This is a genomic window from Actinoplanes sp. CA-252034, assembly GCF_050956125.1.
GTDB lineage: Bacteria > Actinomycetota > Actinomycetes > Mycobacteriales > Micromonosporaceae > Actinoplanes.
This window is the reverse complement of sequence record NZ_CP191846.1, coordinates 5728708-5750123: the sequence shown is the minus strand read 5'-3', so window position 1 is coordinate 5750123 and position 21416 is coordinate 5728708. Positions and strand designations below refer to the sequence as shown.

General features: G+C 71.1%; 18 protein-coding genes. 9 read left to right on the top strand and 9 right to left on the bottom strand.

Features of this window, described 5'->3' with window-relative positions; all coding sequences use genetic code 11:
- Positions 1–84: 84 nt before the first annotated feature.
- Positions 85–483: a hypothetical protein gene (locus ACQPZW_RS26405; RefSeq protein WP_433788706.1), complete on the top strand. Its 399-nt coding sequence runs from the start codon at positions 85–87 to the stop codon at positions 481–483.
- 150 nt (positions 484–633) lie between these two features.
- Here the strand turns inward: ACQPZW_RS26405 and glgX are convergent, their stop codons facing one another.
- Entirely contained in the window at positions 634–2745 is a 2112-nt protein-coding gene (glgX, locus tag ACQPZW_RS26400) for a glycogen debranching protein GlgX (protein ID WP_433797629.1), read from the bottom strand.
- 306 nt (positions 2746–3051) lie between these two features.
- Complete coding sequence (locus ACQPZW_RS26395; protein WP_433788705.1) at positions 3052–3654, bottom strand: hypothetical protein; 603 nt, start codon at positions 3652–3654, stop codon at positions 3052–3054.
- A gap of 246 nt (positions 3655–3900) precedes the next feature.
- On the opposite strand from ACQPZW_RS26395, the gene ACQPZW_RS26390 reads away from it, so the two are divergent.
- Genes ACQPZW_RS26390 through ACQPZW_RS26380 form a run of 3 tightly spaced genes read left to right on the top strand, consistent with a single transcriptional unit; the run spans position 3901 to position 7054 of the window.
- On the top strand, positions 3901–4398 hold the full coding sequence (locus ACQPZW_RS26390) for a hypothetical protein (RefSeq protein WP_433788704.1): 498 nt from the start codon (positions 3901–3903) through the stop codon (positions 4396–4398).
- A gap of 8 nt (positions 4399–4406) precedes the next feature.
- A complete protein-coding gene (locus tag ACQPZW_RS26385) occupies positions 4407–6410 on the top strand; it encodes a sensor histidine kinase (protein WP_433788703.1) in 2004 nt (667 codons plus the stop codon).
- Positions 6407–7054, top strand: a complete 648-nt coding sequence (locus tag ACQPZW_RS26380; RefSeq protein ID WP_433788702.1) for a response regulator — start codon at positions 6407–6409, stop codon at positions 7052–7054. The genes ACQPZW_RS26385 and ACQPZW_RS26380 overlap by 4 nt, the downstream gene beginning before the upstream one ends.
- A 54-nt stretch (positions 7055–7108) precedes the next feature.
- On the opposite strand, the gene ACQPZW_RS26375 is transcribed toward ACQPZW_RS26380, so the two are convergent.
- Positions 7109–7753: a hypothetical protein gene (locus tag ACQPZW_RS26375; protein WP_433788701.1), complete on the bottom strand. Its 645-nt coding sequence runs from the start codon at positions 7751–7753 to the stop codon at positions 7109–7111.
- Between the two features lie 38 nt (positions 7754–7791).
- Entirely contained in the window at positions 7792–8622 is an 831-nt protein-coding gene (locus ACQPZW_RS26370) for a hypothetical protein (RefSeq protein WP_433788700.1), read from the bottom strand.
- Between the two features lie 193 nt (positions 8623–8815).
- Here ACQPZW_RS26370 and ACQPZW_RS26365 point away from each other — a divergent pair, with 193 nt between their 5' ends.
- Positions 8816–9571 carry a vWA domain-containing protein gene (locus ACQPZW_RS26365; protein ID WP_433788699.1) on the top strand — a complete coding sequence of 252 codons (756 nt, stop codon included), beginning with the start codon at positions 8816–8818 and terminating at the stop codon, positions 9569–9571.
- A gap of 7 nt (positions 9572–9578) precedes the next feature.
- On the opposite strand, the gene ACQPZW_RS26360 is transcribed toward ACQPZW_RS26365, so the two are convergent.
- Positions 9579–10091: an NUDIX domain-containing protein gene (locus ACQPZW_RS26360; protein ID WP_433788698.1), complete on the bottom strand. Its 513-nt coding sequence runs from the start codon at positions 10089–10091 to the stop codon at positions 9579–9581.
- A 73-nt stretch (positions 10092–10164) separates the two neighbouring features.
- Here ACQPZW_RS26360 and ACQPZW_RS26355 point away from each other — a divergent pair, with 73 nt between their 5' ends.
- Positions 10165–10992, top strand: coding sequence for a hypothetical protein (locus tag ACQPZW_RS26355; protein ID WP_433788697.1), 828 nt, complete (start codon positions 10165–10167; stop codon positions 10990–10992).
- On the opposite strand, the gene ACQPZW_RS26350 is transcribed toward ACQPZW_RS26355, so the two are convergent.
- The 4 genes from ACQPZW_RS26350 to ACQPZW_RS26335 all read right to left on the bottom strand — a co-directional run bounded on the left by ACQPZW_RS26350 (position 10970) and on the right by ACQPZW_RS26335 (position 16850).
- Complete coding sequence (locus ACQPZW_RS26350) at positions 10970–13747, bottom strand: AfsR/SARP family transcriptional regulator (RefSeq protein WP_433788696.1); 2778 nt, start codon at positions 13745–13747, stop codon at positions 10970–10972. The two genes, ACQPZW_RS26355 and ACQPZW_RS26350, sit on opposite strands and share 23 nt — an antisense overlap.
- Before the next feature lie 132 nt (positions 13748–13879).
- Positions 13880–14740: an alpha/beta hydrolase gene (locus tag ACQPZW_RS26345; RefSeq protein ID WP_433788695.1), complete on the bottom strand. Its 861-nt coding sequence runs from the start codon at positions 14738–14740 to the stop codon at positions 13880–13882.
- The gene (locus ACQPZW_RS26340; protein ID WP_433788694.1) at positions 14737–15771 is read right to left on the bottom strand and encodes a LacI family DNA-binding transcriptional regulator; all 1035 of its coding nucleotides are present in this window, start codon (positions 15769–15771) and stop codon (positions 14737–14739) included. Before ACQPZW_RS26340 ends, ACQPZW_RS26345 begins: the two co-directional genes overlap by 4 nt.
- Before the next feature lie 41 nt (positions 15772–15812).
- Positions 15813–16850, bottom strand: coding sequence for a LacI family DNA-binding transcriptional regulator (locus ACQPZW_RS26335; protein WP_433788693.1), 1038 nt, complete (start codon positions 16848–16850; stop codon positions 15813–15815).
- 245 nt (positions 16851–17095) lie between these two features.
- Here ACQPZW_RS26335 and ACQPZW_RS26330 point away from each other — a divergent pair, with 245 nt between their 5' ends.
- The 3 genes from ACQPZW_RS26330 to ACQPZW_RS26320 are packed head-to-tail and all read left to right on the top strand — an operon-like array spanning position 17096 to position 21404.
- The gene (locus tag ACQPZW_RS26330) at positions 17096–17992 is read left to right on the top strand and encodes a carbohydrate ABC transporter permease (RefSeq protein WP_433788692.1); all 897 of its coding nucleotides are present in this window, start codon (positions 17096–17098) and stop codon (positions 17990–17992) included.
- The gene (locus ACQPZW_RS26325) at positions 17989–18810 is read left to right on the top strand and encodes a carbohydrate ABC transporter permease (protein ID WP_433788691.1); all 822 of its coding nucleotides are present in this window, start codon (positions 17989–17991) and stop codon (positions 18808–18810) included. The genes ACQPZW_RS26330 and ACQPZW_RS26325 overlap by 4 nt, the downstream gene beginning before the upstream one ends.
- Positions 18807–21404, top strand: a complete 2598-nt coding sequence (locus ACQPZW_RS26320) for a family 78 glycoside hydrolase catalytic domain (RefSeq protein ID WP_433788690.1) — start codon at positions 18807–18809, stop codon at positions 21402–21404. The genes ACQPZW_RS26325 and ACQPZW_RS26320 overlap by 4 nt, the downstream gene beginning before the upstream one ends.
- Positions 21405–21416: the final 12 nt, after the last annotated feature.

Below are 21416 nucleotides of genomic sequence, written 5' to 3'. Positions count from 1 at the left end.
TGCCCTCCGCCCTCGACAGCGCCGGTGTCACGCCCGGCCGCATCGAGGATTGTCTAGGCTGGCGTGATCTTCGGGGAGGTCGGTATGCGGGTGTTGCCACGGTCGGTCGCGGGCTGGACGATCGCCGTCTTCGGCCTGATGGCGGCCGTTTTCGGGACCGTCGGGCTGGTCTCGCCGCAGACGGTGGCGGCGGGCGCCGGGTTCGGCGCGCTGAGCGGTGACGGCCGGGTGTTCGCGACCGCGTCGTCGATGGCGTCGCTGAACATGGGCGTCTACTACCTGGTGGCGACGGCCACCGAGTGGCGGGCGTTCTTCCGTTTCACGGTCCCGTTCCGGCTGCTGACCTTCACCGTCTTCACCCTGCTCGTGGTCACCGAGGTGGCCCCGGCGGCGTTCTTCGGGGTGGCCGCCTGGGAGGCTGCCGGCGCGATCGCCACCGGCATCGGCCTGCTCGCCGACCGCCGGCGGCACACGAGATCGTGAACCGGCGACGCGACAGCGCCAGGCGGGTGGCCGGCCTGACGTTCAGCGATCACGTCGCGGTGGAACGCCCTCTCCGACGGTCGTCTCCACCGCGGCTGACCGGCATGCCGGCGTCGCCATGACGCGGACGGTGCGGGTCGTGCCAGTGACTCAGTACCGGCGACGCAGAACGAGCATGCTGCGTGACTGCGCCCGTACCGTCGTCTGCGCTTTCACGATCTCCTCGGCGTCGTCGTCGGTTCCGGTCGCCGCGGTGTCGAGGGCGATCTCCCACATCTGGCCGAACTCGGTCTTGGGAAGCATGAAATCGGCGTCGTTCGGCGAGGCGTTGAAGATCAGCAGGAACGAGTCGTCGTGGATCGTGCCGCCGAGCGCGTCCGGTTCGTGGATGCCGTCGCCGTTGAGGAACACCGCGAGCGTGTGGTCGGCGCCGGCGTCCCAGTCGTGTTCGGTCATCGGCTCGCCGTCACGCCGCAGCCAGGCGATCCCGGGCAGGCCGGCCTCGCCGGTCGGCTCGCCGGTGAAGAACCGCCGCCGCCGGAAGATCGGATGAGCGGCGCGCAGGCGCGTGAGGTCCCCGGTGAATCGGGTCAGATCCGCGTTGCGTTGCGCGTGCTCCCAGTCGGCCCAGGCGATCTCGCTGTCCTGGGCGTAGACGTTGTTGTTGCCACCCTGGGTCCGGCCGTGCTCGTCGCCGTGGGCGATCATCGGCACACCTTGGCTGAGTAGCAGGGTGGCCAGGAAGTTTCGTTTCTGCCGTTCGCGGAGCACGATGACGTCGGCGTCCTCGGTCTCGCCCTCGACGCCGCAGTTCCAGGACCGGTTGTGGCTCTCGCCGTCGCGGTTGCCCTCGCCGTTGGCGTCGTTGTGCTTCTCGTTGTAGGAGACCAGGTCGTGCAGGGTGAACCCGTCGTGTGCGGTGACGAAGTTGATCGACGCGATCGGGCGGCGGCCGTCGTCCTGGTAGAGGTCGGAGCTGCCGGTGAAGCGGGACGCGAACTCGCCGAGGCTGGACGGCTCGCCGCGCCAGAAGTCGCGGACCGAGTCGCGGTATTTGCCGTTCCACTCGGTCCAGTTGGGTGGGAACCCGCCGACCTGGTAGCCGCCGTCGCCGACGTCCCACGGCTCGGCGATCAGCTTGACCTGTGACACCACCGGGTCCTGGTTGACCAGGTCGAAGAACGCGGCCAGCCGGTCCACCTCGTGGAACTCGCGGGCCAGGGCGGCGGCCAGGTCGAAGCGGAACCCGTCGACGTGCATCTCGGTCACCCAGTAGCGCAGCGAGTCCATGATCAGCCGCAGTGACTCGTGGTGCCGGACGTTGAGGCTGTTACCGGTGCCGGTGGTGTCGTAGTAGTACTGCTTGTCCTCGTCGACGAGCCGGTAGTAGGCCGGGTTGTCGATGCCCCGGAACGACAGCGTCGGGCCCAGGTGGTTGCCCTCGGCGGTGTGGTTGTAGACCACGTCCAGGATGACCTCGATACCCGCCTGGTGCAGGGCCTTGACCATGGCCTTGAACTCCTGCACCTGCCCACCGTCGCCACCGAAGCTGGAGTAGCCGTTGTGCGGGGCGAAGAAGCCGATCGTGTTGTAGCCCCAGTAGTTGGAGAGGCCACGCTCGACGAGGGTGCTGTCATGGACGAACTGGTGCACCGGCATCAACTCGACGGCGGTGACACCCAGCTGCTTCAGGTGCCGGATCATCACCGGATGTGCCAGGCCGGAGTAGGTTCCCCGTACATCCGCCGGGATCTTCGGGTGTTGGATCGTCATGCCCTTGACGTGCGCCTCGTAGATCACGGTCTGGTGGAACGGCACCTTCAGCGGTCGGTCGTTACCCCAGTCGAAGTACGGGTTGACGACGACCGACCGCGGTGCGAAGGGCGCCGAATCGGTGTCGTTGTACGAGTCGACGTCGCCGAAGTCGTAGGAGAAGAGCGCCTGGTCCCAGTGATAGTCGCCGTCGATCGCCTTGGCGTACGGGTCGAGCAGCAGCTTGCTCGGGTTGTAGCGCAGACCGTTCGCCGGTTCGTAGGGGCCGTGCATCCGGTAGCCGTAACGCTGCCCCGGCACCAACCGCGGCAGGTAGCCGTGCCAGACCAGCGCCTCCCGCTCCGGCAGGTCGATCCGGGTCTCCTTGCCGTCGTCGTCGAACAGGCACAGCTCGACGCGGGTGGCCGCCTCGGAGAAGATCGCGAAGTTGGTTCCCCCACCGTCGTAGGTGGCGCCCAGCGGGTACGGGTTGCCCGGCCAGATATGCATCGTTCGGTTACCCATCGTCGTTTTATGATCACCACAAACCTGGACAGGACTACCCGCCCACGGTGCGGGTAAACGGCACCCGCCAGCGCTTCGGGCCACACCACCGTGGCCGAACGTGACCATGCCGTTACTCAGGCGTGGTGGGGTCAGGGCCGGCGAGTGACGCCCGCGAGAATCCGCCTGCCGGCGAGCAGGGCGACGACCGTGTACGCGGCGAGAGCCAGTGCCGCGAACGTCGCGAGCAGTGGTCCAACGCGCTCTGCCGACTGATGTCAAGATCGGTCACTGCTGTCCGTACGGGCGGGGTCATCGCGCCGGGCCGTCCGGTCGGGTGCTCGTCGCCGGGAAGTAGCAGCAGCGCATCCCGGTGTGGACCCGGGCGCGCAGGTGATCGCCGACGACGGCGTCCAGGTCGTGGATCCGGGTGATCGCCCGCCGGATGGCCCGGCCGGCGGCCAGCCGGGCGCGTTCCGCGTCGTCGGTGAACTCGCGGGCCCGGCCGCCGAGCCCGACGTCGGCGGTCATCTCCCGGACCAGCCAGTCCCGTTCGGCGCGGGCCCGTGCGGCCTGCTCCGGTGCGCCGGCCGACTCCAGGTCGTCGATCCGGTCGCGGAGCAGCGACAGCCGCTGCCGGTACTGCTGGATCGCCGTGCGGTCGAGCACCGGCTGTGCCCGGGCCGGACGCGACAGCGCGACCGCGCCGCTGACCAGCTCGACAGCCGGGATGTCGACGTTCGGGTTGGCCAGCAGGACGGCCAGGTGCAGCAGGCCGACCCCGTGCGCGACCAGCAGCTTGCGGCCGTTCAGCTCGACCCGCCACGACCGGCCGTCCCGGACACACGTCGCGACGCCACCGTGCCCCGCGGTCGCCTGCTCCGTCGACGCGTCGACCACCACCGTGCTGACCATCGTCTCTCCTCGTCGTCGCGGCCCGGAAGCGGCCGGCACCGTTCAGAGTGGAGGCGGTCGTGTCCCGCGGTCGTGGGGCACATGTCCCGGCCGCCCGGGACATCGCGGCACCGAACGCGTCCGCGTCGGGTATCGGTCTCGGTCCCCGTCGATCATGTCGGCTGCGTGACAGCACGCCCCTCGGACACTGAGCACACTTCATGGGCCCCGGCCGGAACCTCGTTCACCTCTCTCGGAGGAGCCGTCATGTCCGCAGGTCTGCCCCAGGAAATCAACCTCATCGTCATCGCCACCTCACCCCTCGGCAGCCGGGCCCACCTCTATCCGGACGTGAAGACCCTGCTCACCGCCCTGGACGGACTGATCGCGGCCGGTGGCCCCAACCTGCGGATGGAGTTCTTCGACAGACAGGGCGCGCGCATGCACCCGGTCATCGGCAAGAAGTGGCAGGTGGTCGACATCGCGCCCGGCGTCGACGACCCGCAGCCGGAGCTCGTGCTGAGCCGGCTGCGCACCGTCGTCCGCGACATCGAGGCCTTCCTGCTCGACCCGGCCCTGGTGGACGTGCTGACCGGGATGAAGCTGTCGCCGAAGGAGGCCGCCGCACGACTGCCCCGGCTGGCAGAGGTGACCGATCTGGCCGAGGCCGTGCGCCGATGCGACAACCTGTTCGGCCACGCCGAGGCCGACCCCGGCCACGACGGCGGCGTGGTGCACAACCTGTTCGTCCACGGGATCTTCTGACCGCCGGGATGGCCACCGTCCTGAACACCCCGGCGCCGATCGCGGCGAGCACGCGGACCGGGCGCTGGACCGTGCTGATCACCGGGGCGGTGCTGGTGGCGCTGGCGGTGGCCGGTCACGTGCGCGGCACCGGCGAGGTGACGGCGCCACTCATCGGACTGACCGCGCCGATCGCCGTCGCGTACACGACCATGGGGGCCCTGGTGCTGGCCGGCGTGCCCGGCCATCCGGTCGGGCGGCTGACGCTGACCGCCGGCGGGCTGGCCGCGGTCGTCACGCTGGCGGCGAGCTGGTCGCAGTGGGTGGTGGCGGCCTGGCTCAGCCAGTGGCTGTGGTGGCCGCCGATCGGGCTGATCTTCCTGGTCCTGCTGTTCTTCCCGGACGGGCGGCTGCCGTCGCGGCGATGGCGGCCGCTCGCCGTCGTGATCGCCTCGGCGGGGGTGGTGGGGAGCGTGACTCTGGCGCTGGCCGCCCTCGACCATCCACGCGACCTGCTCACCGAGGTCATCGTGATGACACCGCGGGCCCACCTGCTGGTGCGGATCGGCGGCGCCGCGATCGCGCTCGCGGCGCTCGGCTTGCTGGCCGTGCTGGGTTCGCTGGTCGTGCGGTGGCGGCGGGCCGGTGGAGAGGCCCGCAGCCAGCTCTCCTGCCTGGTGGTCGCGGGTGCTCTCCTGGTCGTCGGGCTGGCCCTGAACGTGCCGGACGTGCCCGGCTCGTCCGCGGTGATCGCCCTGTCCCTGCCGCTGGCGATGACGGTGGCCGTGCTCCAGCACCGGCTGTACGGGCTGGACCAGGTCGTCCACCGTGGCATCGTCTGGCTGCTGATGACGGTGCTGGTGGTCGGTGGTTTCGTGGTGATCGTCGCCGGTCTGGGCGGTGAGGTCACCGGCGGCGACACCTCGATCGCCTCGTTGGTGGCCACCGGTCTGATCGCGGTGACGTTCGAGCCGTTGCGCCGGCGCGTCCAGCGCCACGTCGACCGGCTCGTCTACGGCGACCGCGACGACCCGTACGAGGTGATCGCCCGGCTCGGTGGCCTGCTCGGCTGGACCGGGGAACCGAACGCGCTGCTGCCGCTGCTGACCGGGTCGATCGCCGGCTCGCTGCGGGTGCCGTACGTCGCGGTGGAGATCGACGGTCGCGCCGGTCCGCGGCTGCTGGCCGAGCACGGCTCCGCCGGTACCCCGATCGAGGCCTTCGACATGGTGGCCCACGGTGACCGGGTCGGCCGGCTGCTGGTGGCCACGCGCAGCCGCGGCGCCCGCTTCACCCGCCGGGAACGCCGCCTGTTGCACGACGCCGCGTTGCACGCCGGGGTGGCCGTCGAGGCGACCCGGCGGATCCGCGATCTGCAGGACTCGCGGGAGCACCTGGTGCTGGCCCGCGAGGAGGAGCGCCGTCGGCTGCGCCGCGACCTGCACGACGGGCTCGGCCCTGCCATCGCCGGCATGTCCATGCAGGTCCGCGCGGCGCAGAAGCTGCTGACCGACCCGGACCGCGCCGCCGAGCGCCTGCTGGACCGGGCCGGTGGGATCCTCGGCACCCTCGCCACCGACCTGCGCACCTGCACCGTCGAGCTGCGCCAGCTCGTCGACCAGCTGCGCCCGGCCGCTCTGGACCGCGGCCTGGCGGACGCGCTGCGCGCCGAGTGCCGGCGTTTCAACACGACCGACCTGACCGTACGGCTGCAGATCGAGCAGCCGCTGGACGGGCTCCCGGCCGCCGTCGAGGTGGCCGCCTACCGGATCGTCGCCGAGTCACTGACCAACGTGGCACGGCACGCCCGCGCCGGTGCCTGCGAGGTCACCGTGCATCGCGGCCGGTCGCTGCGGATCGACATCGTGGACGACGGCGTCGGACCGTCCGGGTCGTCGCGGAGCGGGGTCGGGCTGGACTCGATGCGGGAGCGGGTGGCCGAGCTCGGCGGGGACTACGAGATCGGCCCGGTCGAGCCGCGTGGAACAGCGGTCCGGGTCGGTCTGGCCCTGCCCGCCGAGCCGGTGTCATGATCGCCGACCAGCGCGTGCTCGTGGTCGACGATCACCCGGTGGTGCGCCGGGGTCTGCGCGCCATGCTGGAGGGCGAGTCGTGGGTGGCCGCGGTCACCGAGGCGGCGACGGTCGCCGAGGCGGTGCGGGCGGTCGCCGTCCATCCGGTGCACGTGGTGGCCATGGACGTGGGCCTGCCGGACGGGGACGGCATCGACGCGGCCGGCCGGATCCTGCGGGCCGCGCCCGGCACCCGGATACTCATCCTGACCATGGACGACGACGAGAGCGTGGTGCAACGGGCGCTGCGTGCCGGCGCGCACGGCTTCCTGCTCAAGGACACCGATCCGCAGGTGGTGGTGGACTCGCTGCGGACCGTTGCCGCCGGGGGTGTCGTCCTCGGCCCGCGTACGGCCGGGGCGCTGCTCACCGGGCTGCGGACGTCGCCGGCCCGGGTTCCGGCGCCGTTCGACCGGCTGTCCGAGCGGGAGCGTGAGGTGGTGATCCGGCTGACCGCCGGGGACAGCAACGGCCAGATCGCCCGCCGGCTGGGGCTGAGCGAGAAGACCGTACGCAATCAGCTGTCCGGGATCTTCGCCAAGCTCGGCATGACCGATCGGGTTCGTGTCGCCCTGTCGGCGCGTGACGCGGGGCTGCGGGCCTGAATCCGGATGCGCCTCGGGCGGCCACCGAGGAAGAGGTGGCCGCCCGAGGATGGGTCATTTGCCGATGACGACGACGGCCACCACGATCAGCAGGACGACCCAGTTGAGGATGTCCTCGTCGGTGGGGTGGCCCGGTCCCGTGCCGCCGGGGCCGTCCCCGGCGACGATGAGCTGGGTCATGTGGTCCGAGCCGGTTCCCAGCGCCGTGGCGAAGGCCGCCGACGTCCTGGCCCTGCTCTGCACCTGCCGCAGGAGCTCGGGGAGGAAGTCGGGTTCCAGGTTCGCCAGCACCGCGGGCACGGGCATGCTCCGGGCGATCCTGGGTTGCGGACGGTCCTGTCGCTGGGTGTAGGACAGGTAGCCGAAGGCCAGCAGGGTCCGGGTCTCCGGGTTCCGCTTGACGGCGGCCTCGATGGAGTCGGTGCCGGTCAGGTGCGCGATCCGGCGCTGGACCCAGGCGAGCAGGTCGTCGGCGTCCGGGTCCCGGGGAGCGGACTCGGCGTAGTCGGCCAGACTCGCCTCGAGCAGCCGCGTGGCGCCTTCGGGGTCGACCGCGCCCAGGTCGGCGTTCACCAGGTTCAGGACGCGGCGTGCGTGTTGCGCGGTCGCCGGATCGGTGGCGGCCGACGCCGCGGCCGGCATGATCGTGGCGGCCAGCGCGGCGGCGCCCCCGCCGACGATCAGTCCTCGTCGGTTCATCGTGGTCGTTTCCCTTCTCGTCCCGGTGGTCCGCGCTGTCACGCGGTCAAGACCGGCAGAGCGGCGACGGCGACCGGATGACTGGTCGCGGCGACGGCGTCGTTGATGGCGGAGGTGTGGTCGATCGGTGGCAGCGGCTGGCCACGCCTGATCCGGAGGACGACCGCGTCGTAGCCGCGGGCGCCGTTGTAGGCGGTGCAGATGATCTCCACCTCGACCGGCTGGCCCGGCCCGGCGTCACCCCACAGCGGTATGTCGACGCAGGACGGCTTCAGCCTGGTCAGGACCGTGTTGTCGGCCGCGATCAGGGAGCTTCGCAGGCCACCGGTCATCAGGCCCGCCGAGGTCCGGGCGAGCAGGGCGATCGGCCCGACGACGTTGACGGCGAAACCGAGCTCGTCCACCGCCGCGGCGGTGCCGACCGTGGAGAGCAGCGACTGGGCCAGGGTGACGCAGTCCGTGGCGTTGAGGGCGAACAGCTGCCGGCTGTCCGGGCTGAGCGCGCCGATGTCGGCCACGTTGATCACCGCGCTGGTCGTACAGGCGCGGACCTCGGCCGTGGCGAGCCGGTCGGTGTGCCGCATGATGTCGGTCTTGGCGGTGTTGACCGCGTCGATGATCCTCGTTGTGGCGTCCTCCAGCGTGAGGCCACCGCCGGCCAGCTTCTGGTAGACGTCGTACGCCTTCATGGCGGCCCCGACGATGGTCGCCGGATCGACGGCCTGTGCGGGCATCGGGTTGGCGGTCACCACGACGGCGGCCGTCAGGGCGGCGATCGCCGAGGTGATCGACCGTTTGCCGAGCAGACGGAACCTGTGCGCGACGGGCCGTTCGGCGGGACCCGGCGTCATCCTCATGGAACGTTGCATCTCACTCCTTCTGCTTCCGCGGAGGTGCGGTGTTCACAGAAGTGGCGTTCCATTCCGTTCCACCGCGCGTACGGGCCGGCGGTTCGGGGCCGTGATCCTGGCCCCGGTCAGACGATCTAGCGTGCACGCACCGGCTAGCCTCGTGAACCAACCGGACGAGCGTGCACCAGCGAGAGCCGATGAGGATCCGCAGATGGACACAGGCAAGCGGTCGTGGTTTCGCAAGCGGCGTTCGTCGCCGCCCCAGCCCAGCCCGAAGGTCTTCCGACCCGATGACAATCCCGACGACGAGAACCGCGGCGCGGTCGACGTGTGCTTCGTCTTCGACACGACGGGATCCATGTCCAACAAGATCGCCGGACTTGTCACCTGCATGGTCGACTTCGTCGGTGAGCTCGCCGAGTTGCAGCTCAACTGGCGGATCACCACCGTGCCGTACGGTGACCTGACCGTCAGCCGCGACCGGGTCGTCGCGGACCTGCCGTTCGTCCGGACCTACGACGAGGCGGTCCAGCAACTGCGCACGATGCCCCGGTTCAGCGGTGGCAGCAACTACGGCGAGTCCACGCTGGAGGCGGTGGTCGCGGCGCTCGGCAAGCCGTACCGGCCGTTCGCCGTGCCGGTCCTGGTCGTGCTGACCGACGAGCCGCCCCTCACCGAGGACCTGAGCGAGGCGGAGGTGGGCGACCAGATCACGATCCGCGAGGCCATCTGCTTCGTCGCGTCACCCGACCGGCCCGGTTATCGCCGGTGGGCCGAGGACAACGGCGGCCGGTGGTACAAGATCGATCAGAAGGTCGACACCGGACAGATCCTGGCCTACCTGCGTTCCCTGGTCCGCGAGCTGCCCCAGGTGGCGCAGGAGGTGCACGAGCTCGGTGGCGGCTCGGTCAGCCGCTACCTGCAGGAGAAGCGCGCCCCCGGCCAGAGGGACGCCGCCGGGGACTGAGATCCGGTCAGTGTGACGGGTCGAAGGGGTTCCACCCGTGGTGCAGATAGGCGGTGGTGCCGGTGCGCAGGGCGTCAGCGCAGGCGTGCAGTCTGCGGGCCATGTGGGGGGACATCAGCTCGTCCCACTGGTGCGGCGCGGCCAGACGCCACTCGGTGAGCTCGTCGGCCTGCAGGATCAGGTGCTGTTCGGCGTGCTCCTGTGTGATGCGGCCGCCGTCGAACAGGAAGTTCGCCAGGGCCGGCCGGCCGTCGGGTTGCGCGGGAACCCAGTCGACGGCCAGGAGACGGCCGTGTGTCAGGCGCAGCCCGGTCTCCTCCTCGACCTCCCGTCGGGCGGCCTGCCACGGGTTCTCGCCCTCGTCCAGGCCGCCGCCGGGGATCTCCCAGGTGTCGGCGCGGTAGCTGGGGCGTACCAGCAGGAACCTGCCGTGTTCGTCGTGCAGGATGACGCCGGCGCCGGTGATGTTCCTGGGCAGGCCTGCGTAGTACTCCGCCGGAGGTAGCCGGACTCCACTCATGCCGGGCGAGGCTAGCCGACCCGGTCCACCCGCGCCGAAGGTTTACCGAAACGTCGATGTCTAGCTTGCCCGCATGAGAACAAACCGATTCGTCGCCCTCGTCGCCGGGCTGTCGGCCATCGCCGGCGCGCAGGTCGTCGCCGCCCCCGCGCAAGCGGTCCCCGGCCGTGTCCGGGTCGTGGCCACCACCCCGAACAACAACACCCCTGTCAAAGGGGCGAACGCCGTCTGTCCCGGCACGACCCGCGTCGTCGGCGGTGGCGGCTGGGCGTTCGACAACGACGCGAACCGGGTCCGCCTGACCCGGCTCGAGCCGCTGAGCACGTCGGCGCAGAGCAGCTATTTCGTGCAGGCCGAGGCGGAGATCGGGTTCACCGGGAACTGGTGGCTGGAGGCCTACGCGATCTGCGCGACCACACCGGCCGGGTATCAGGTCGTGCAGGCCACGACCGTCGGCTCGTCGGGCACGTTCGTCTCCAGGATCGTCGACTGCCCGACCGGCAAGAAGCTGCTCGGGACCGGTGCCACGATCCTGAGCGGCAACCGTGAGGTCGGTCTGCAGCGCACCGGCTCCGACAACGGCCTGACCCGGTCGCTGGCCACCGCGCGTGAGGACGCCAGCGGGTTCTCCGGCAACTGGACTCTGACCTCGTACGGCATCTGTGCCAACCCGGTCGCCGGAGCCACCCTGAAGACGCTGCAGGCCTCGGGCAGTGTGGCCAACTCGTCATGCGCCTCCGGCTCGGTGCATGCGGTCGGTGGTGGCGGCCCGTTCTTCGACGCCGGTCCGGTGTTCCTGATGAAGCTGTTCCCGTCGAGCAACGGCAGCAGCATCGGCAGCGCCATGAGCGGGACACCGTCACACGGCATCACCGAGGTCAACGCCATCTGCGCACCCTGACGGAGTGAGCCGGCCCGGCATCCGGGTGCCGGGCCAGCTTCGCGTGCACCTCGCCGGCCGGCAGTCCCAGCTCGTCGAGAAGCGTGGCCGCCCGCTGCCAGGCCTCGCGGGCGCGGTGCTGGTCGCCGGCGGCGCTGCACGAGTCACCGAGCAGGGTCAGGCACTTGGCCTCCTGCGGGCGGTCGTGTGCCTGGTGGAACAGCTCGACCGCCCGGGCGTAGCCGGTGGTGGCCAGCGCCCGTTCGCCGCGCTGTTCGTTGATGTGTGCCATGTTCAGCGCCGTGTTGGCCTGGCCGTGGACGTTGCCGATCTCCTGGCAGAGGTGCAGCGACTCCCGGCAGGCCTCCAGCGCCTCGGTGTGCCGGCCGGCGCGGCCGAGTCCCCACGCGATGTTGTTCAGCGCGCGTGCCTGCCCGGCGCGGCTGCCCGACTGCCGGTAGAGCCGCAGCGAGGCCTCGTCGTGGGACAGCATCGCGTCGAGGTCACCGCGTCGCGCGTACATCCGGGCGAGGTTGACGTTGGTCTGGGCCGCTCCGGCCAGGTCGCCGATGGTGTCGAAGAGGGCGAGGGCCGCGTCGAGGTTGGCGTTCGCCTCGGCGTCGCGGGTCAGCACGTCCTGCACCCGGCCCAGCGCGCGCAGGGCGTGGGCCTCTCGCAGCGGGTCGCCGAGGCGGCGTGCGGCGGTGACGGCGGCGCGCTGGGCGAGTTCCTGGTCGTGCCAGCGTCCCTGCAGGTTGAGCACGTTGGACAGCGTCCAGGCGAGCTGCCAGATCGCCGGGTCGGTGATCCCGTCGCCGGTGACGGCGAAGCCGCCGATCAGGGTGTCGTGCTCGGCGGTGAACCAGGCGAGGGCGGCCTCGCGGCCGGGGAAGTGCTCGATGGTCACCCCGGCGGCGGTGGGAGGCGGTTCGATCGGGTCTCGGGAGGGATAGACGAGCAGGTCGGCGCGATGCGCCGACTGCACATGGTGGTCGAGCAGGCGAGCGCACGCGTCGGCGGCCTCCGGGTCACCCTGGGCGAGATCGCGGGCGTACGCGCGGAGCAGATCGTGCATCATCCAGCGTCCCGGCAGGTGTTCCTGGAGCAGGCTGGCCTCGGTCAGCACGGCCAGCGCCGCCCGTGCCTCGGCGACGGGGACACCGGCCAGGCTGGCCGCGGCCGGAGCCGTGACGTCCGGGCCCCAGTGTGCCCCCAGCAGCCGGAACAGCGTCGCCGACGCGGCGTCCAGGGCGCGGACCGAGCAGTCGAACACGGCTCGGATGTCGATGGCGGCGTCGTCGTGGTCGTAGAGGGCGGCCTCCAGCTCGGAGGCGAGTGTGGCCAGCGGCAGGGCGGGGCTGAGCAGCGCCCGCCCGGCCACGATGGCCAGCGCCAGCGGGAGACGGGCGCACCGCTCGACGAGCCGGTGCAGCGCGTCCGGTTCGGCGGTGATTCGGGGCCCGCCGATCCGCTGCCGGAGCAGGGTCGCGGCCTCCTCGGCGGTGAGCAGGTCGAGTTCGACGGGCTGGGCGTTGTTGAGGGCGATGAGGCCGGGCATCTGGTGGCGGCTGGTCACCACGACGACGCACCGTGACGAGCCGGGCAGCAGGGGGCGGACCTGGCTCACCTCACGGGCGTTGTCGAGCACGATCAGCATCCGGCGGTCGGCCAGCAGACTGCGGTAGAGGGCGCCGCGCGCCTGGAGTCCGTGCGGGACGCGGCCCGGCTCGACGGCCAGCGCACCCAGCAGGTCCCTTAGGGCTTCCGCGGGGCTCAGCGGAGACGACTCGGGGTCGTAGCCGCGCAGGTTCACGTAGAGCTGGCCGTCCGGGAAGCGGCCGGCGACCCGATGCGACCAGTGCACCGCCAGGGCGGTCTTGCCCACGCCAGCGGTGCCGGTCACCGACGAGATCACCACGGCGGCGGCCTGCTCGCGGTCCAGTACGGCGTCGAGCCGGGCGATGTCGGCGACCCGGCCGGTGAACGTCTGCGGCGCGGCGGGAAGCTGGCGCGGGACCAGCGGCCGAGGTGGCGCGAGCGGCCGAGGTGGCGGGGACTCGCCGGCCACGATGGTCCGGTACAGGTCGCGCAGGGCGGCGCCGGGGTCGATGCCGAGCTCGTCGGCGAGCCTGGCGCGTAGCTGCCGGTATCTCTCCAGCGCCGCGGCGGACCGTCCGCTGCGGTGCAGCGCGGTCATCTCCTGTGCGGCCACGCGCTCGTCGAGCGGATACCGGGCGGAGCAGCGGGCGAGGTCACCGAGCAGCCGCGCGTGTTCGCCGCGGCGCAGGGCGGCGTCGTTGTGGTCGAGCTCGGCGGCGAGCCGGTCGGCTTCGAGCGCTCGGCGCAGGTCGTTGAACCAGGGCGTGTCCAGCGTCGCGAAGGGCTCGCCACGCCACAGCTGCGCCGCCGACGCGAACAGCCGTGCCGCGGTGGCGTCGTCCGCGGCGGCTCTCGCCTGTGCGACCAGGCGCCGGAATCGATGCAGGTCCACGGTGTCCGGATCGGCCAGCAACGTGTATCCGGCGGGGCCACGCTGGATGGTGACGCCGGTCAGTGCCCGTCGCAGCCGGGACAGGTAGCCGGCGAGAGCGGTACGGCCGTGGCGTGGCAACTGGTCGGCCCACACCCGGTCGAGCAGCGCGTCGGCGTGGACCGGCTCGTTGACGTCCACCAGGAGCGCCGCGAGAACCGCCCGTTGCCGTGCGTGCCCGACCTCGACGGGCCCGCCGTCCACCGTCGCCGTCACATCGCCGAGAACCCGAAAATCGACCGTCACCCATACCTCCCGGGCGATTATGGCGGGTCGGTGCGACCGTCGGCGCGTGCCGATCCCGCTGCCTCCGCAGAGCCGACCTCCTTCGCGGGTACGGGGGTGGGCCGTACCGGCTGATGCGGTCGTGGGGGTGCGTTACGTGCCCGCAGGCTCGTTCGCGGTCCCGGACAGTGCCAGGATCCACCGGGCCATGCGGTCGATGCTGAGGGCCGCGGCCGGGCTGTCGGGTTCGTTGAGGTGACCGTGGCGGGTTCCGTCTTCGCGGACCAGCACGAGATCGACGCCGGCGTCGGCGAGTTCGGCGCCGTACCGCTGTCCGGAGGCGCGCAGCGGGTCGATGTCGGCGTTGAGGATGAACGTGGGTGGCAGGCCGGTGAGGTCGTGGCCGCCGGGAAACGCGTACGGCTGTGCCAGAGCTGCCGGATCCCGGACGTAGTTGAGGTTCATCCTGCTGATGGCGTCGGCGCCGACCAGTTCGGGGTTCGGCAGTGTCGCGACTTTCGCGGCCAGCTCGGCGGAGCCCGGCGGAAGCACGGCGTGCAGGACCGGATAGACCAGGAGCACGCCGTGGGGGAGTGGCCGGCCGCTGTCGCGTAGTCGCAGGGTGGCGCCGGCGGTGAGGGCCCCGCCGGCGCTGGCGCCACCGATCGCCCAGACCGGGATCCGGGCGTGGGCGGTCCTCGCCCAGGTGAATGCGGCGGTGACCTCCTCGGAGGCGACCGGGTAGTGGACGCGCCCGGGCTGCTCGGTGAGGGTGCCGGTGGTCCAGTCCATGATCGGGGCGAGCCGGTAGTCGACGGTCACGACGGTGACTCCGTGGTCGGCGAGTCGCCGGGCGACCTGGTCGCTCTCCGGCATGTCGAGGTCGCCGCCGAAGAAGGCCCCGCCGTGCGCCCAGACGAGCCCGGCACGCGCGTCACCGGCGGGTGTGTGGACACGGACGGGTATGGGGCCGTGCGGTCCGTCGATGCTCCGGTCCTCGATCGTGGTGGTCACGGTGCCGGCTTCGCGGTGGTGCGGCGTGTGACCAGGGTGGGTGACAGTTTGACCTGGGCGGTGCGGCGGTCGCGCCGGCCGATGCGCTCGATCAGCAGTCGTGCGGCGTTGGCGCCCATCTGCCGGCCGTCCTGGTCGACGCTGGTCAGCGAGATCGGGCCGAACGCGGCCAGCGCGCTGTTGTCGTAGCCGGCCAGGGAGATGTCGCCGGGCACGGACAGGCCGGCCTCGGCGATGGCCTCCATCGCGCCGAGCGCCACGACGTCGGCGCCGGCGAAGATGGCGGTGGGCCGCACCGGGCGGGCGAGCAGCTGTTGCGCGCCGAGGTATCCGCCGGCCTGGGTGTAGCTGGTGGATGCCACGTCGATCTCGGCTTCGAGGCCGTGGGCGATCATCGCGTCGCGGTATCCGTGGGCGCGCTGGGCGTTGGGCATCTCGGCGAGGCGGACCCGGTCGGTCTCGTGGTGTTCGATGTGCGCGATGCGCCGGTGGCCGAGGCTGACGAGGTGGTCGACGACCAGGGCGGCGCCGGCGATGTCGTCGTCGGTGACGCTGTCGTAGGTGGGGGAGGAGCCGTGCCGGCCGACGACCACGGTGGGCACGATGCCGGCGACCTCGGTGAGGCGTCTCTTGGCCGACACGGGGGCGATCAGGACCAGGCCGTCCATGCTGCGGTCGATCATCGCGTCGATGACCCGTGCCTCGGCCTTCTCGCCGTTGCAGCCGGCGGCGAGGAGCACCTGGTAGTCGGTGTCGCCGAGCTGGGTGTTGATGCCGTCGAGGATGTCGGCGAAGAACAGGTTGCGCAGTTCCGGGAGCATCACGCCGATGGTGTAGGTCTGCCCGCGCAGCCCGCGGGCGGCGGCGGACGGACGGTAGCCGAGCTCGTCGATGGCCTGCTGGACCTTGGTGCGCATGGCGGGGCTCGCGCCGTACGCGTTGCGCAGCACCTTGGAGACCGCGGTGGTCGACACCTGGGCGTGGCGCGCGACGTCGACGATGGTGACGCGACGGGGCGCGGGCTTGTCCACCTGGTCTCCTCTGTCGTGTGGGGCTGGGCAAAGCGTACTGATCAGCGTGGTGGGCCGGTGGTGGCCCGTACGACCTGGGTGGGAGTGAGCTCGACCTGTGCGGCCGGGCGGCCGGGCTCGGCGATGCGGTCCAGCAGCAGCCGGGCCGCGGTCGTGCCGATGCGGTGTCCGGCCTGGTCGACGGTGGTCAGGGAGACGGCGCGGAATCCGGCCAGGGTGATGTCGTCGTATCCGGTGACGGAGATGTCGCCGGGCACGGACAGCCCGGCTTCGGTGAGCGCTTCGAGGACGCCGAGGGCGACGACGTCGGCGCCGGCGAAGATCGCGGTGGGCGGGTTCTCGCGTTCGAGCAGGAGCCGGGCGCCGCGGTGACCGCCGTCGCGGGTGTAGCTGGTGGAGACGATGTCGATGTGCTCGCCGAGGCCGTGCCGGCGCATGGCGTGGCGGTAGCCGTCGGCGCGGAGCGCGTTGGGCATCTCGGCGAGCCGGATCAGGTCGGTCTCGTGGTGTTCGATGTGCGCGATGCGCCGGTGGCCGAGTCCGGCGAGGTGGTCGACCATGAGTCCGGCGCCGGTGAAGTCGTCGTCGTTGACGGTGTCGAATCGTGCCGATCGGCTGTGCCGGCCGATGACCACGGTCGGTACGGCCCGTCCGACGCGTTCCAGGTGTGCCGGCGGTGAGACCGGCGCGATCAGGATCAGGCCGTCCATGCTGCGGTCGATCATGGCTTCGGTGACGTGGGCCTCGCTGGTGACGTCGTCGCAGCCGGAGGTCATGAACAGCTGGTATTCGGTGTGGTCGAGGTGTTCGGTGACGCCGTCGAGGATGTCGGCGAAGAACGGGTTGCGGATGTCGGGCAGCATCACGCCGATGGTCCAGGTGCGACCGCGCAGGGCCCGGGCGGTGGCGGAGGGCCGGTAGCCGAGTTCGTCGACGGCGGCGTGGACCCGGCTGTGCATCTGCGGGCTGGCGCCGTAGGCGTTGCGCAGGACCTTGGACACCGCGGTCGTCGACACGCCCGCGTGCCGGGCGACGTCCACGATCGTCACCCGTCGGGCGGTGGGCGGCTGGTGGGGCATGTGCACTCCCTGCTCTGTAAAACGTTACCCACCATAGAGATGATCTCGCCGGTCGTGGAAGCGGGTGGCGGTGATTTGAGGGCCGTCTACCTCTTGACGCTGTTCGGCACGCGCTCGTAAGGTCGGCGAAACATTTGGAAAACGTTGCCCATATCACTCCGGCGCCCCGCGGGCCGCCGCCACGCGGCGCTGGCGCCGCGGTTGTTCCACCTGTTTATGAAACGATTCAGCAAGGTGGGTTTCCCGTGACAACCGATCTACGACAGCCACGCCGCCGGGCCCATGCCGCGCCGCCCTGGTGGTTCACCGTCCCGGCACTGCTGCTGTTCGCCTTCGTCGTGCTCGTCCCGAGCGCACGGGGCGTCTACTACGCCTTCACCGACTGGGACGGCCTCGACCCGAGCTTCGCGTTCATCGGCCTGGACAACTTCCGGGCCATGACCGACGACCCGGACGCGTTGCAGGCCATCTGGCACACCCTGCTGGTTGCGGTCGCGATCACCGTGCTGCAGAACGGTCTCGGCCTGCTCCTGGCGCTCGGCGTCAACACCGCGATCAAGAGCCGCAACTTCCTGCGGGTGCTGCTGTTCGCCCCGGCCGTCGTCGCGCAGATCGTCACCGCGTACCTGTGGCGTAACCTGCTGAGCCCGGACGGCGCGGTGAACAGCCTGCTCGGAGTCTTCGGCATAGAGGGCCGGAACTGGCTGGGCGACCCGGACCTCGCGCTGTGGATGATCGTGATGGTCGTGGTCTGGCAGTACGCCGGCTACTCGATGGTCATCTTCATCGCCGGCCTCCAGTCGATCCCCAAGGAGATCTACGAAGCTGCCGCGATCGACGGCAGCGGCCCGGTCCGCCGCTTCTGGTCGGTGACCCGGCCACTGCTCGCGCCGGCCATCACGATCAACGTGATGCTGTCGATCATCGGCGGGCTCAAGCTGTTCGACCAGGTCTACGGGATGACCGGCGGCGGCCCGGGGCACGCCACCGACACCATCTCCACGTTGATCTATAAGGACGCGTTCACGCTCGGCGAGTTCGGCTACAGCATCGCCCTCGCCGTGGTGCTCACCGCCATCGTCGCGGTCATCTCCGCCGGCCAGTACACGGTCCTGAACCGCAACGAGAAGGCGGCATCGTGAACCGCTACACAAAACGCACGTTCCTGCTGGAAGCCGTGATGATCGCGGTTGCGGTGGTCTTCGCCTTCCCGGTCTACGTGCTGGTCAATCTGGCCTTCCGGGCGCCGAGCGACACGTCGTCGCCGATCGCGCTCACCCAGAGCCCGACGCTGGACAACTTCACCGAGGCGTGGCGTGAGGGCGGCCTCGGCGGCGCCCTGATCAACAGCGTGCTGGTCACCACGGTCAGCGTCCTGATCGTGTTGGTGGTGTCGTCGCTGGCGGCCTACCCGCTGGCCCGCTCCACCGCCCACTGGTCGCGCGGCGCCTTCCTGCTGATCATGCTGGGGCTGATCCTGCCGTTCCAGCTCGCCGCGCTACCGCTCTACCAGACCATCCGCGACCTGGGGCTGCTCGGCTCGGTCTGGTCGCTGGTGCTGTTCTACGCCGGCCTGCAGGTCCCGTTCACCACCTTCCTCTACGTCGGCTTCCTCCGGGCGCTGCCCCGCGACTTCGAGGAGGCCGCCACCATCGACGGCTGCGGGCCGCTGACCGCCTTCCGCTACGTCATCCTGCCGATGCTCAAGCCGATCACCGTCACCGCGCTGGTGCTCAACACCGTCAGCGTCTGGAACGACTTCTTCACCCCACTGCTCTACCTGTCCGGCAGCGATCAGCAGACCATGCCGGTCGCGGTCGCCGGATTCGTCGGCCAGTTCGTCTCGGACTGGAACCTCATCTTCGCCGCGCTGCTGATCAGCATCGTCCCGGTCCTCGCGGTCTACCTGTCCCTGCAGCGCAGCATCATCAACGGATTCGCGGGAGGGCTGAAAGGGTGAACCCCTACGGCTTGCAGACCGAACAGCGCACCGAACCCCTCGGCCTCGGCGAACGGTCGCCCCGGCTGTCCTGGAGACTGCGCTCCGATCGGCACGGTGCGGCGCAGAGCGCCTACCGCATCATCGCCACCGCCGACGGCGCGACAGTCTGGGACACCGGGCGGCGCGAGAGCGCCGACACGATCCTCATCGCCTGGGAGGGCGAGGAGTTGCGGTCGGCGACCCGCTACCGGTGGCGCGTCGAGGTCTTCGACGAGGAGGGTACGGCCACCGCCGCCGAGACCTGGTTCGAGACGGGCCTGTTGCACCGCGAGGATTGGACGGCGGTGTGGATCGGCCGTGACCCGGTCGCTCTGCCGCCGGTCGACCCGCCGACCGACGACGACCTGGTCTCGCCCGGCCCGGCCGAAGCGGCACTGCATCTGCGGCACGAGTTCCACCTGCCGGCTCAGCCGATCCGGGCGCGGTTGTACGCCACCGCCCGCGGCGTCTACGAGCCCCAGCTCAACGGCGAACGCGCCGGTGACCGGGAGCTGGCGCCGGGCTGGACCGAGTACCACCACCGCCTGCAGTACCAGACCTACGACGTCACCGATCTGGTCCGGGCCGGCCACAACACCCTCGCGGCGACCGTCGCCGACGGGTGGTGGAGCGGTTACGTCGGCTTCGACCCGCGCCGCCCGGCCCGTCACTACGGCGACGCACCCGGGTTGCTCACCCAGCTGGTCTGCGACTTCGCCGACGGCTCCCAGCGGATCGTCGCCACCGGTGACGGCTGGACCGAGCACGACGGCCCGATCCGGTCGGCCGACCTGATGATGGGCCAGTTCACCGACGGCCGCCGCGAGTTGTCCGGTCCCCGTCCGGTCGCGGTCCTGGACACCGAGATCGGCCCGCTGGTCGCCGAACCGGACGACCCCATCCGGGTGGTGGCCGAGCTGCCGGCGGTCACGGTCGAGAACGGCATCGTCGACTTCGGGCAGAACCTGGTCGGCCGGATGCGCCTGACCATCCGCGACGCCCGCCCGGGTCAGCGGATCGTGCTGCGCCACGCCGAGGTCCTCACCGCCGACGGCGACCTTTACCTGGACAACCTGCGCCGGGCCGCCGCCACCGACACCTACGTCTGCGCCGGCCACCCGGTCGAGGTGTTCGAGCCGCGATTCACCGTCCACGGCTTCCGGTACGCCGAGGTCAGCGGGTACACGCCGGCGCCCGGCGACGTGACCGCCCGGGTCCTGCACAGCGACACCCGGTGGACCGGCCGGTTCGACTGCGACGACCCGATGATCGACCGGCTGCACGCCAACATCGCCTGGGGGCAGCGCGGCAACTTCGTGGCCGTCCCGACCGACTGCCCGCAACGCGACGAGCGGCTCGGCTGGCTGGCCGACGCCCAGGTGTTCGCGCCGACCGCCACCCGCAACGCCGACGTGTCCGCGTTCTTCGCCCGCTGGATGCGCGACGTGGTGGACGGCCAGGACGACGACGGCGCGTTCCGTGACATCGCCCCGATCATCGTGCTGGACCGGGAGGGCGCGCCGGCCTGGGGCGACGCCGGCGTCATCATCCCCTGGCTGCTGTGGCGCACCTACGGCGACCGGCGGGTGCTGGAACGCAGCTTCGACGCGATGGCCCGCTGGGTCGACCACGTCCACCGGCACAACCCGAACCTGCTGTGGGAGCACCGAACCGGCAACTCCTACGGCGACTGGCTGCAGGTCGACGCCGAGACACCCCGCGACGTGCTGGCCACCGCCTACTTCGCGCACAGCGCCCGGATCGTCGCCGACGCCGCCGACGTGCTGGGCCGTCCGTCAGCGCGGTACCGGCGGTTGCACGCGGCGATCAGGGACGCCTTCGCCGACGCGTTCGTCGCCGACGACGGCAGCGTCAAGGGCGGGACACAGACGGCGTACCTGCTGGCTCTCGCCTTCGAGCTGCTGCCGCCCGACCTCGTACCCCCGGCCGTGGATCGCCTGGCCGCCGACCTCGAGAGTCGCGGCAACCGGCTGACCACCGGATTCGTCGGCGTGTCCCTGCTGTGCCCGGTGCTCGCCGAGCACGGCCGCGCCGATCTGGCCTACGCCCTGCTGCACCAGGACCAATTCCCGTCGTGGGGCTACTCGATCCGGCACGGCGCCACCACGATCTGGGAGCGCTGGGACGGCTGGACCGAACACGGCGGCTTCCAGTCCGCCGCGATGAACTCCTTCAACCACTACAGCCTCGGCAGCGTCGGCGACTTCCTCTACGGGCGTGTCGCCGGGATCGACCAGACCGCCGGCTCGGTGGCCTACCGCGAACTGCTGCTGCGCCCCACCCCTGATCCGACCGGCCGGCTCACCCGGGCGCACGCCGAGCAGGAGACCGCCCGCGGTCTGGTCACCTGCGGCTGGTCCATCGACGACGACCGGCTCACCGTGACCGCCACGGTGCCGCCGGGAAGCACCGCCATCCTTCTGATCCCCACCAGCGACCCCGGCAGCGTGCACGCTGCCGGAACGCCCGGGGTTCTGCGGGCCGAGCCGTCCTCCGCCGGGCTCACCGTGCGGCTGACGTCCGGCCGATACACCTTCACCACCCCCGTCTGAGTCGTCTCCATC